The sequence below is a fragment of the Sutcliffiella horikoshii genome, from assembly GCF_044809035.1.
GTDB classification, from domain to species: domain Bacteria; phylum Bacillota; class Bacilli; order Bacillales; family Bacillaceae_I; genus Sutcliffiella_A; species Sutcliffiella_A horikoshii_G.
The window spans coordinates 3,017,590-3,030,025 of the sequence record NZ_CP085237.1 but is presented as its reverse complement, the minus strand read 5'-3'; the positions used below and the strand labels follow the sequence as shown (position 1 = coordinate 3,030,025).

Here is a 12,436-nt window from a genome sequence, read left to right as displayed (position 1 = left end):
TATATTTTGAGTGATTATCAACAATATGTAGCAGAAAAAGAAAAGATAGACTTTTTCATAAATAAAGGGTTTCGTATTAAAGATGTAGAAGAGAACTTAGAGGGAGCCTTTCTTGTTCTAGAACGAAATGATGGCAAGAAAGAAATATCCCATGAAGAGACCCTACACATTAAACATGCAGATTCCAGGAAGTATTTTGCCTCCCTTTTGATTAAGCAACAAAGGCAAGAAAATTAACGAAACCTTCATAGTTTCCACCTGCTGTGAATAAAATCATGTAAACTGCATCGTGAAAGGAGTATTCTTTATATGGAATATCAATTGAAATGCAAAGAAAGCGCCTATCCCTGTGAAGTAACAATCGATGAGGATAATAACAGATTCACCATCCGCAAAGCAGATTCTAGTGGAGAGTTTTTTAATTCGCCTGAAGAACTGGTAAATTGGATTTTGGAGAATTGGGATTCAAGCGATTTCAATGATGAAGGTGAATTTCAAGAAATGGTTCAAGAGATTCAATTATATTTTCCAATAAATAATTAAGTGAAAAAGTGGATGACATGTTGAGTAACTACCAACATGTCATCTTTTGTGTATTTTTGTCAGAATATTTAATCAAATAATACCTCTGCTTACGTTATAATAAAAGTATCAAGTTAGGACCTAGTCATACATAATAGTAGCAACCATCTTGAACAAAGGGGTGAATACATGAAAACCATGCTGTCCTTACAGGAGATCATGAAGCGGAAACACTTTGAAAAATCAGAAGTAATAGCAGGTGAGCAAGGCATGCACCGCCAAGTGAAATGGGTACATGTCGTAGAGATAACCAATATAGAAAAACTGTTGAATGGACAGGAATTGATTTTATCCACGGGGGTATCCTTTGGCAATAATACGGAAAAGTTCATATCCTTTGTCCAACAGCTCATTAATTGCCAGGCTGCCGGATTGTGTATTGAGAAAGGCGCATACATCCCCTCCATCCCACAAGAAATCATTGACTTAGCCAATGCACAAGCATTCCCTCTCATCCTCTTTCATCAAGAAGTGTCATTTGTAGATATAACGCAAGATATTCATTCTGTCTTGATAAACCAGCAATATCAAATGATCTCTCAACTCGAAAGCTACTCTCAAACATTGAACAAAAAACTTTTGACGATCACCCATGAAATTCAGATACTACACTATCTTCAAGAACATTTGGAAACACAAATTATATACGAAAATAATAATCAAGAAAGATACTTCATCCCTGACGTTCCCATCCACGAGAGGAAAAAAATTCTATGCTCGCTTAAAGCTGAGCCGGTAAAGGAAAGGTATTGGAAAGAGTCTGTACAGGTATTGGACAAGCAACATGGCGTCATTCACATTCTTTCCCATGGCCGGGTCTTGAGCGAGTTTGATCATCTGCTTTTAGACCGGACCATTACAGCGCTTGCTCAACATATTTTGAGAGGGTTATATGTGGAGGAGAAAAGAAGACTAGAAGAAAGTGAATGGCTCCGCAGTTGGCTTGAGGGTGGTCAAAACAAAGAATCGATTCGAGATTTCCTTGGTCGCAATGAGGCGGTTTTTCATAAAGGCGGGGTGGTACTTCTATGTAAAAAGAAAAATCAGCAGGCGCCCGCGTTGGATAAAACCTATCTCACCCTTTTATTTCGCTCTGTTTTCGAGCAACAAGGCTTTTCTGTATTTTTTACGGAAATGAAAAATACGCTCACGGTCATTCTTATTAACAGAAGAGAGGAGTGGGGCTGGAAGGAAAGACTATCAGAAGGAGTAGCCAACATCCTCAGCAAACAAAAAGACAATAAAGGGAATTATTCGCTCCGTTTTGCCGTTGGAAAGTATGTCCTGCCGCTTGATCAACTCTCGAAAAGTTATCAGTCCTCCTGGGAGGCTATGCAAATTCAGGAACAGTTGTTAAAAGAAGAACACTTTTCCTTTTTCGAGGATCTTCACATTTATCGGTTGATATCGTTCATGCAAAAACACCATGACTTGCGTGATTTTGTTATGGAATATTTGGAGCCTGTCATTGTCTATGATCACAAGCATAACGGAAAACTTCTTGAAACATTAAAAATATATCTTGCCTGCAATGGATCTAAAAAAGAGACGGCAAGCAAGCTCTATATTGTCAGGCAGACTCTCTATCATCGAATTCAAAAATTAGAAAGTTTACTGGGAGAGGATTTCATGACTTCCGAAAAGAGACTGGTCATTGAGTTCATGGTGATGGTATATGAATATTTGAATACCACCAATTCTTATTTGGACGGAGATAGCAAAACATATAGTCTTTAACTTGCAAAAAAAGTTGGTCCTATAGGAATCAACTTTTTTTCTTGGCAAAATGTCAGGAGTGAAACCTTATCCATTTTACATTTTGTCTAATGAAAGCCTTTCTATTTTGTCAGATAATAGTCATAAGTTCTAAAAATTCAAAAAACTAATAAGGAGGACAAAATTATGACTATTACTTCAAAAGACACAGAAGTATTGCAAAATTTTATAGATGGTAAATGGGTGGACTCAAAAGGTGCGGATCAGATGGAAGTCATCAATCCGGCGACAAAAGAATGTTTGGCAAAGGTCCCAATCTCCACTAAAGAAGATGTAGAAGAGGCAGTGAAAGCAGCTAAGACCGCTTTTAAAACATGGAAAGAGGTGCCTGTGCCTAAACGTGCACGCATCATGTATGCCTACCATCACCTTCTAACAGAAAATCATGATGAACTGGCAAAGCTGATTGTGCTTGAAAATGGAAAAGCGTTCAAGGAAGCACACGGGGAAGTACAGAGAGGGCTGGAGTGTGTAGAGTTTGCAGCAGGAGCTCCAACACTGATGATGGGGGAGACCTTATCCAATATTGCCGAAGATATTGATTCTAGCATGTATAGATATCCACTGGGAGTGGTAGGGGGAATAACTCCTTTTAACTTCCCGATGATGGTTCCGCTTTGGATGTTCCCGCTCGCTATCGCATGCGGAAATACGTTTGTGTTGAAGCCTTCAGAACGGACTCCGATGCTAGCCAACCGATTAGTCGAGCTGTTTACAGAAGCGGGAGCGCCTGACGGGGTGTTGAACATCGTCCATGGTGCCCATGATGTGGTAAATGGACTTTTAGATCATGCGGATGTTAAAGCAATTTCCTTTGTTGGTTCCCAGCCGGTGGCAAAATATGTGTATGAGACCGCCGCCAAGAACGGCAAACGGGTTCAGGCGTTATCTGGAGCGAAAAACCATCATGTCGTCATGCCGGATGCCAACATCGAAAAAGCTGCTCAACATATTTTGACATCGGCATTTGGAAGCGCAGGTCAGCGCTGCATGGCTTGCAGTGCAGTAGTGGTAGTGGGGGATAACGATCAATTTGTAGAAGAACTGAAAAATAAAGCAAACTCTCTGACAATCGGGAACGGCATGGATGAAGAAGTATTGTTAACGCCTGTCATCAGGGAAAGTCACAGGGAAAAGGTACTTGGGTACATTACACAAGGTGTTTCAGAGGGAGCATCCCTAATTCGGGATGGACGAAAAGAAATGGATGAAATGACAGAAGGCAACTACCTTGGACCGACCATTTTCGATCATGTAACCCCTGACATGACGATAGCCAAGGAAGAAATTTTTGCTCCGGTCCTCAGCCTCTTGCGTGCAAAGGATTTAGATGAAGCTCTGTCCCATATTGAGAAATCCCGTTTTGGCAATGGTGCAACCATCTATACTAAGGATGCGAAGGCAGTTCGGCAGTTCCGGGAAGAGGCTGATGCAGGAATGATCGGAGTGAATGTAGGTGTGCCTGCGACCATGGCATTTTTCCCATTCTCCGGCTGGAAAGATTCTTTTTACGGTGATCTTCATGTAAACGGCAAAGATGGAGTCAATTTCTTCACCCGCAAAAAAATGATCACATCAAGATTCGATTTTTAAAATAAGGTGTAGAGTATAGAGTCAGATAGAAAGGGTGTTTCCGTTGGCTAAAATAAATCAAACGCAAGAACAAAATCTACTTGCACAGGATGATCGCTATCTATGGCATTCCATGAAACCCTATAGTCCCACTTCCACCATGGTAGTAAAAGAAGCAAAAGGAGCTTGGATCACAGATATAGACGGCAACCGCTATTTGGATGGTATGTCAGGACTTTGGTGTGTAAATGTCGGGTACGGCAGAACGGAACTTGCAGAAGCAGCATACGAACAACTGAAAGAACTGGCGTATTTCCCTCTAACGCAAAGTCATGTACCTGCCATTAAACTTGCAGAAAAACTCAATAAGTGGCTGGGAGAGGAGTATGTCATTTTCTTTTCCAACAGCGGTTCGGAAGCAAATGAAACAGCCTTTAAAATTGCAAGACAATATCATGCACAGCGCGGTGAAAGCAACCGGTATAAAATTGTATCCAGATACCGTTCCTATCATGGAAACACAATGGGTTCCCTCGCCGCGACAGGACAGGCGCAGCGGAAATATAAATATGAACCACTTGCTCCAGGTTTTGTGCACGTACCTCCGCCAGATACGTACAGGATGGAGGATAGCCAAACAGAAGATCCGATGAAAATGCGATGTGTGAAAGACGTAGACCAAGTTATGACTTGGGAGCTGAGTGAAACCATTGCAGCGATGATCATGGAACCTATCATAACTGGGGGAGGAATCCTTACCCCTCCAGACAGTTACATGGGAGCAGTCTCTGAAATTTGCAAAAAACATGGTGCGCTTTTGATTGTAGATGAAGTGATCTGCGGTTTTGGAAGAACTGGAAAGCCGTTCGGTTTCATGAATTATGGAGTGAAACCTGATATCATCACTATGGCAAAAGGTATCACAAGTGCCTATCTGCCACTATCTGCCACTGCTGTGAAAAGGGAGATCTACGACCAATTTAAAGGATCAGAGGAGTACGACTACTTGCGTCATGTTAATACCTTTGGCGGAAGCCCAGCATCATGTGCCTTGGCTTTAAAGAACCTTGAAATCATGGAAAATGAAAAGCTGATAGAGCGCTCTGCAGAAAAAGGAGCAGAATTATTAAGTGAACTAAAATCCCGTTTATCAGATCATCCGTATGTAGGGGATGTTCGCGGAAAAGGGCTCTTAGTAGGGGTGGAGCTTGTGAAAAACAAAGAGACAAAAGAGCCGATTGAAATAGATAAAATAAACGGTGTCATTGCCTCTTGTAAAAAGAAGGGCTTGATAGTCGGGAAAAATGGGGCGACTGTAGCAGGTTTTAATAATGTCCTGACCTTGTCACCGCCATTGACTATCAGTGAGGATGACCTGCAATTTATCATTAAAACGGTGGCCGATTCCATTTTAGAGGTGATATAAAATAACGTATAAATACCTTTAACTAAATAGAGAATAACGAGTAGGAGGCGTTTCTCTTGGAAAATCAGAAGAAATGGCTGTTACGCCTAGGTACACTTCTACTCGTTATGATCATCTTATATGTATTTATGAAACTGAGTCCATTGTGGGCGCCTGTATTAAGAGTTTTGTTCATCATCAGCATCCCGTTTTTCATCAGTATTTTTATCACATACTTGTTGCATCCTGTCGTAGAGTATACACACAACAGAGGGATGCCAAGGCCATTGGCAATACTGATCATTTATCTCTTGTTTTTTGGTGGAATCGGTCTCATAGCTTATAAAGGAATACCAGTCATCATAGATCAGCTTTGGGAGCTCTCAGACAACTTTCCCCGATTGGCTCAGACATACAGCGGTTGGATCAAACAGATTCATAGTTCCACGTCTAGTTGGCCGGACGGAATTCATGAGAGGGTAGATCAGACCTTCAGTGAATTCGAAGCAATGCTGTCTAGTCTTATGGCAAAAGTAGTAGCCGGGTTAAAAGGGCTGTTAAATTCCTTTTTTATCTTGATTGTGATTCCATTCATTGTGTTTTACCTCTTAAAGGATTATGATCAGGTCAAGAAAACAGTCTGGTACTTGACCCCTCGAAAGTGGAGGGAACCAGGAATCGCCTTTTTAAAGGATGTAGACATTTCTCTTGGTAGTTATATAAGAGGGCAGTTGACGGTATGCTTAATCATTGGAGTATTGGCCACGGTAAGCCTCTGGCTGACCGGCATGAAATATCCACTGGTGCTTGGTGTTATTATAGGCATCACCAACATCATTCCTTATTTTGGCCCGATTATCGGGGCGTTTCCGGCAGTAATCATCGCTGCCACTATTTCTGTGAAGATGGTCCTGCTTGTGATTATCATTATTTTTGGTCTTCAGTTTATAGAGGGGAATATCTTATCCCCGTTGATAGTGGGGAAAAGTCTCCACATTCACCCGGTTTTCATCATTTTGGCTCTGTTGATTGGCGGAGAGGTGGCAGGGGTGGTCGGATTGATTTTGGCAGTACCAGTATTTGCTGTGCTGAAGGTTACGTTGACACATCTGACAGCTCACTTTATCAAACATTGACAACCGACTTTCTGTTGCATATAATCGAAGCATACTAGCTACATAAACTAATTCAAAGAAGGATCTTAGTACATTACAGACCATCCTGACGAGCAATGCTCACATAGAGAGGAATTCCACGGCTGAAAGGATTCCAGGATGAAGGGTAATGGAAAGCTAATCCGGAGAGCAGGGTAAAATCCTGCCGGCCTGCACCGTTAAAGCAATCTGAGAGATGACAGATTTTTTCTGTCATAATCAGGGTGGTACCGCGAGAACACTCTCGTCCCTGTTATTAGGGACGGGAGTTTTTTGTTTTTTAGTAACATTTTAAGGAGGAAAACCACATGAAACACTTAACATCCGCTCAAGTACGACAAATGTTCCTAGACTTCTTCAAAGAAAAAGGACATTCGGTAGAACCCAGCGCATCCCTTGTCCCGCACGAAGATCCATCCCTGCTATGGATCAACAGCGGCGTCGCAACCCTGAAAAAATACTTTGATGGCCGTGTCATCCCAGCAAATCCACGTATTTGCAATGCACAAAAATCCATCCGTACCAACGATATTGAAAACGTAGGGAAAACTGCCCGTCACCATACGTTTTTTGAAATGCTTGGTAACTTCTCCATCGGAGAGTACTTCAAAAAAGAAGCAATCGACTGGGCATGGGAGTTCCTTACGAGTGAAAAATGGATTGGATTTGATCCTGAAAAACTATCCGTTACCATTCATCCGGAAGATGAAGAAGCATACCAGTACTGGAATGAAATTATTGGAGTTCCAGCTGAAAGAATAATCCGCCTTGAGGGCAACTTCTGGGACATCGGCGAAGGCCCAAGTGGGCCAAACACAGAAATCTTTTATGACCGCGGGGAAAGCTACGGAAACGATTTAAATGACCCTGAACTTTATCCTGGTGGAGAAAACGAACGCTATCTTGAAATTTGGAACCTTGTATTTTCTGAGTTCAACCACAACCCAGATCATACATACACACCGCTTCCAAAGAAAAATATTGATACAGGTATGGGCCTTGAGCGTATGGTATCTGTTATTCAAGACGTGCCAACGAACTTTGATACAGATCTTTTCATTCCAATTATTGAAGCGACTGAAAAAGTTTCCGGTGAAAAATATAGAGTAGACGCAGAGAAAGATACGGCGTTTAAAGTAATCGCGGACCATATCCGTACCGTGACATTTGCAGTCGGTGATGGTGCACTTCCTTCTAATGAAGGTCGTGGCTATGTTCTTCGCCGCCTATTAAGAAGAGCGGTTCGATACGCAAAGCAACTTGGCATCAACCGTCCATTCATGTACGAGCTTGTTCCGGTTGTAGCGGAAATCATGGTAGATTTCTATCCAGAAGTAAAAGAAAAACAGGACTTCATTCAGCGTGTAGTGAAAACAGAGGAAGAGCGTTTCCATGAAACACTGAATGATGGTTTGGCGATTCTATCAACTGTCATCGCAAAAGCTAAAGAGGATGGCAGCACCACAGTATCTGGTGCAGACGCTTTCCGTTTATACGATACGTACGGGTTCCCTGTTGAACTTACAGAAGAATATGTGGAAGAACAAGGTATGACTCTTGATCACGAAGGATTTGAAAAGGAAATGGAGATGCAGCGTGACCGTGCTCGTTCCGCTAGACAAGACTCCAATTCCATGCAAGTTCAAAGTGGTGTCCTTGGAGAAATCCGTGCAGCAAGCAGCTTCATCGGATATGACCAGCTTGCTGCAGAAACGACTTTGTCTGTCATTGTTAAAAATGGTGAGCTGGCGGATTCAGCTGTAACAGGTGATGAGGTTCAAGTAATTTTGGCAGAAACACCTTTTTACGCTGAAAGCGGAGGGCAGATTGCTGACCACGGCTACATGGTAACCGAGTCCGGCAGAGGGTTTGTGAAGGATGTTCAAAAGGCTCCAAACGGCCAAAATCTTCATACCATTATAGTGGAAGAAGGCGTGTTGAATACAGAGCAAACGGTTAAAGCTGAAGTGCACGCGAAAAACCGTGCGCAGATCATAAAGAATCATACTGCTACACACATTCTGCACCAAGCTTTAAAAGACGTGTTAGGGACTCATGTAAACCAGGCGGGGTCTCAAGTAACGGCAGACCGTCTTCGTTTTGATTTCTCTCACTTTGGTCAAGTAACGCAAGACGAAATCGAGAAAATTGAAGCGATTGTCAACGAGAAGATTTGGGCAAGCATGAATGTTGTTATTGAGAACAAATCCATCACAGAAGCAAAAGAGATGGGTGCGATGGCATTGTTTGGTGAAAAGTACGGAGAAATCGTCCGTGTCGTTCAAGTTGGGGAATACAGCCTTGAGCTTTGCGGCGGTTGCCATGTTCCGAACACATCTGAAATCGGGTTATTCAAAATTGTGTCAGAGTCTGGAATTGGAGCAGGAACACGCCGTATGGAAGCTGTTACAGGGGAAGGCGCGTATCGTCTGTTAAATGACCAAGTGCAGTTGTTGAAAGATGCAGCGGCAAAGCTTAAAACGAAACCACAGGAAGTAGGAGCAAGAATCGATGTCCTTCTTACCGATATGAAAGAATTGCAAAGGGAGAACCAATCCTTGGCTTCCAAGCTTGGAAACATTGAAGCGTCCAGCCTTTCTTCCAAAGCAAAAGACGTCAATGGCGTAACGATGCTTGTGAGCAAAGTGGCAGGAACCGACATGAATAACCTGCGCACGATGGTAGATGACTTAAAAAATAAGCTGGGTTCTGGTATCATAGTACTTGCAAGCGTTCAAGATGGTAAGGTGAACATTTCTGCAGGTGTTACAAAAGATCTGATCGAAAAAGGCTACCATGCCGGCAAGGTCGTGAAAGAGGTTGCTACACGTTGCGGTGGAGGCGGTGGAGGCCGACCAGACATGGCACAAGCGGGCGGAAAAAACCCGGAACAAGTCGATTCTGCATTACAATCTGTTGAAGATTGGATAAAATCCGTTTAACATTGCCGACTTTTGGTGTACAATAAAGGTAACAATTTACAAGCAGATAGAAAAAAGAAGTCTAAGAGAGAGGTGCAAATGATGAGCTCCTTTGACAAAACAATGAAGTTTAACTTTCCGGAAGATGCATTGGAAGCTAATGTGGATGACGTATTAATAACAGTTTATGAGGCGCTGCAGGAAAAAGGATACAACCCTATTAACCAGATTGTCGGTTATTTGTTATCCGGAGACCCAGCATATATTCCGCGTCATAAAGAAGCAAGAACGCTTATTCGGAAAATTGAAAGGGACGAGCTGATTGAAGAATTAGTGAAGTCCTACCTAGAACAGCACCGCAAGGAGTAATACATGCGCATTTTGGGCTTAGACGTCGGTTCCAAAACGGTTGGTGTAGCCATCAGTGATGAAATGGGATGGACCGCACAAGGTTTGGAAACGATAAAAATTGATGAAGCAGTAAAAAATTTAGGTTTTAAGCGATTGAAACAGATTATCGCTGAATATAAGCCTGATAAAGTCGTCGTTGGCTTACCTAAGAATATGAATGGTTCCATCGGTCCCCGCGGAGAAGCCAGCAAGCATTATGGCGATATGCTGACTGCTAAAACGGGACTTCCTGTCATCTATTGGGATGAAAGGCTTTCTACTGTAGCAGCAGAAAGAATTCTGCTTTCTGCTGACGTAAGTAGAAAAAAAAGAAAGCAAGTAATAGACAAGATGGCTGCAGTTGTCATTTTACAAGGATATCTAGACAGCCAACAATAAATTAGAGGTGAGCATAATGGAACACGGAGAACAAAATATTACAGTAGTAGACGAAAACGGTAACGAGCAATTATGTGAGGTGCTTTTCACATTTGATTCTGAGGAATTCGGAAAATCATATGTACTTTATTACCCAGTAGGAGCGGAAAATGATGATCAAGATGACATCGAAATCCATGCATCAAGCTTCGTTCCTAGCGAATCAGAAGAAGGCGGCGACCTTCAGCCTGTCGAAACGGACGAAGAGTGGGATATGATTGAAGAAATGTTGAACACTTTCTTGGCAGAAGAAGAAGAAGAGTAAAACAAAAAGAGAGCAAACAGGGTACTCCTGATTGCTCTCTTTATTTTTGCCCGCGCCCTTTACCATCTGTAAACAACAGAGTGGTTAATTGCTCTTTATTTACAATTAAATCTTCAAGGGTATATTGATCTAACACAGAGATAAAAGCCTGTGTGGCTTGATATAACACCCCTTTTAGCTTACAGTGTGGCGATATCACACAGGAAGAATGATCTTGAAAACACTCAACGATATGAAAATCCTCCTCTGTTTGCCGTACCAATTCGCCGATATTCACGTCCTTCGGTTCTCGTGCCAATGCCAATCCGCCATTGCGGCCGCGAATGGTCTCCACATATCCTAACTTGCCAAGGTGAAATGTTACCTTCATTAGATGGTTTTTCGAAATGCTATAAGCTTCCGCGATTTCTTTAATTTGAATAAGTTTGTTTTGATCAGGTGAACTTGCTAAATATAGTAGAACTCGTAACGAGTAGTCAGTGTAAAGTGTAAGTTTCATAATCTACCTCCAATTTTATTTTACCATACCCTTTATTCTGAATGAAAATGGTAAAACTACTAAATGAAAGTATGTCCATCACCCTAATAATTCAAAATATTTAGGAAAAAAGTAATGATTATTACGAAAAAAATGGTAAAATATGATGTGGGAATGTGTCGGAATAGAGAAAATACAAGCTTTTTTGTCAAAATTATAATGAATTTGTTGTATAATTGTTAGGTGTGTGAGAGGGGGTATTTTTTTGTCTGAAAAAAATAATAAAGACTATATCCAAGAAAAGCTTAAAGAAAAACATTTTGAAGCAAAGATTGTGCGCCGCATTGTCTTTACCGTATTTGTCATACTTATGCTAGCCTTGACTGGAATCATTGGCGGAGGTTATTTTTATATAAAAAATGCTTTGCAGCCTGTAAATGAGGAAGATACAAAAACAGAAAAAGTGGATATTCCCATAGGGTCCTCCCCAACATCCATCGGCCGCATTTTAGAGGAAAATGGGATCATCAATAATGGGAAGGTATTCCGTTATTATGTAAAGTTTAAAAATGAATCAGGATTTATGGCTGGTGAATACGAGCTGAGTCCTTCCATGAACCTTGATGAAATCATCGGTCACCTAAAAGAAGGAAAAGTTCAACAGGAAGTGGTTTTCCAGATTACGATTCCTGAAGGACGTCAACTGGAGCAAATTGCTGTCATTTTGGAGAACAGAATGGGGCTTTCAGAAGAAGAGTTTCTAGAAAAAGCCAGCGACAAGGAATTCCTCGAAAAAATGAGAGAAAAGTATCCGCAAGTAATCACGGACGATATGTTTAAAGAAGATGTCAAATATGCGTTAGAGGGCTATTTGTTCCCTGCAACCTATCCTTTCTATGTAGAAAATCCTACAGCTGAAGAAGTCATTGATACGATGCTTCAAAAGACTAATGAGGTCCTACAGGATGATCAAGTTCGCATTGGCATGGGAAATAGAGATATGTCCACACACGAATTGTTAACCATGGCAAGTTTGATAGAAGCAGAAGCAACTATGCAAACAGACCGTGAGAGCATTTCAAGTGTATTCTATAACCGTCTTGATGTAGGCATGCCGCTTCAGACCGATCCGACTGTATTGTACGCGCTTGGTGAACATAAAGAGCGGACGTTATATGAACACCTGGAAGTAGATTCTCCGTACAATACGTATAAGCATCAAGGGCTGCCACCTGGACCTATTGCCAATGCCGGCCTTTCATCCATTCAAGCTGCATTGAATCCTGCGGAGACCGAGTATTATTATTTCTTGGCAACTCCAGATGGCAAGGTTTTATTCAACGAAACGTTGGAAGAACATAATATTGACAAAAACGAACATATTACAAGTCAAGACAATGGGTAAGTCATGTAGGGAAGTGCGAAATTAATTCGCATTCCCTATTTTTTTGTGGT

12 protein-coding genes and 1 other annotated feature are annotated in these 12,436 nt (G+C 41.7%); of the genes, 11 read left to right on the top strand and 1 reads right to left on the bottom strand.

All coding sequences use genetic code 11. The features are described 5' to 3' along the window. The first annotated feature begins 6 nt into the window (after positions 1-6). The 10 genes from LG307_RS15895 to LG307_RS15850 all read left to right on the top strand — a co-directional run bounded on the left by LG307_RS15895 (position 7) and on the right by LG307_RS15850 (position 10,503). Positions 7-237, top strand: a complete 231-nt coding sequence (locus tag LG307_RS15895) for a hypothetical protein (protein ID WP_404443943.1) — start codon at positions 7-9, stop codon at positions 235-237. Between the two features lie 72 nt (positions 238-309). Beyond that, entirely contained in the window at positions 310-543 is a 234-nt protein-coding gene (locus LG307_RS15890; RefSeq protein ID WP_010196066.1) for a hypothetical protein, read from the top strand. 168 nt (positions 544-711) lie between these two features. Continuing rightward, complete coding sequence (locus LG307_RS15885) at positions 712-2,319, top strand: PucR family transcriptional regulator (protein WP_404443940.1); 1,608 nt, start codon at positions 712-714, stop codon at positions 2,317-2,319. A 165-nt stretch (positions 2,320-2,484) separates the two neighbouring features. Further along, positions 2,485-3,951 carry a CoA-acylating methylmalonate-semialdehyde dehydrogenase gene (locus LG307_RS15880; protein WP_404443937.1) on the top strand — a complete coding sequence of 489 codons (1,467 nt, stop codon included), beginning with the start codon at positions 2,485-2,487 and terminating at the stop codon, positions 3,949-3,951. Between the two features lie 43 nt (positions 3,952-3,994). Continuing rightward, positions 3,995-5,356 (top strand): aspartate aminotransferase family protein, encoded by a 1,362-nt coding sequence (locus LG307_RS15875; protein ID WP_404443936.1) that lies wholly within the window; start codon positions 3,995-3,997, stop codon positions 5,354-5,356. A gap of 56 nt (positions 5,357-5,412) precedes the next feature. Next, positions 5,413-6,471, top strand: coding sequence for an AI-2E family transporter (locus LG307_RS15870; protein WP_404443933.1), 1,059 nt, complete (start codon positions 5,413-5,415; stop codon positions 6,469-6,471). A gap of 46 nt (positions 6,472-6,517) precedes the next feature. Continuing rightward, positions 6,518-6,744: a binding site (T-box leader), on the top strand. A gap of 53 nt (positions 6,745-6,797) precedes the next feature. After that, the gene (gene alaS, locus LG307_RS15865) at positions 6,798-9,431 is read left to right on the top strand and encodes an alanine--tRNA ligase (RefSeq protein ID WP_404443931.1); all 2,634 of its coding nucleotides are present in this window, start codon (positions 6,798-6,800) and stop codon (positions 9,429-9,431) included. A gap of 81 nt (positions 9,432-9,512) precedes the next feature. Next, complete coding sequence (locus LG307_RS15860) at positions 9,513-9,779, top strand: IreB family regulatory phosphoprotein (protein WP_010196077.1); 267 nt, start codon at positions 9,513-9,515, stop codon at positions 9,777-9,779. Between the two features lie 3 nt (positions 9,780-9,782). Continuing rightward, positions 9,783-10,199: a Holliday junction resolvase RuvX gene (gene ruvX / locus LG307_RS15855; RefSeq protein ID WP_404443930.1), complete on the top strand. Its 417-nt coding sequence runs from the start codon at positions 9,783-9,785 to the stop codon at positions 10,197-10,199. A gap of 16 nt (positions 10,200-10,215) precedes the next feature. After that, positions 10,216-10,503 carry a DUF1292 domain-containing protein gene (locus LG307_RS15850; RefSeq protein WP_148987717.1) on the top strand — a complete coding sequence of 96 codons (288 nt, stop codon included), beginning with the start codon at positions 10,216-10,218 and terminating at the stop codon, positions 10,501-10,503. Positions 10,504-10,543: 40 nt separating this feature from the next. Here the strand turns inward: LG307_RS15850 and LG307_RS15845 are convergent, their stop codons facing one another. Next, on the bottom strand, positions 10,544-11,002 hold the full coding sequence (locus tag LG307_RS15845) for an RrF2 family transcriptional regulator (protein WP_404443927.1): 459 nt from the start codon (positions 11,000-11,002) through the stop codon (positions 10,544-10,546). 244 nt (positions 11,003-11,246) lie between these two features. Here LG307_RS15845 and mltG point away from each other — a divergent pair, with 244 nt between their 5' ends. Next, entirely contained in the window at positions 11,247-12,386 is a 1,140-nt protein-coding gene (gene mltG / locus LG307_RS15840) for an endolytic transglycosylase MltG (RefSeq protein WP_404443925.1), read from the top strand. Positions 12,387-12,436: the final 50 nt, after the last annotated feature.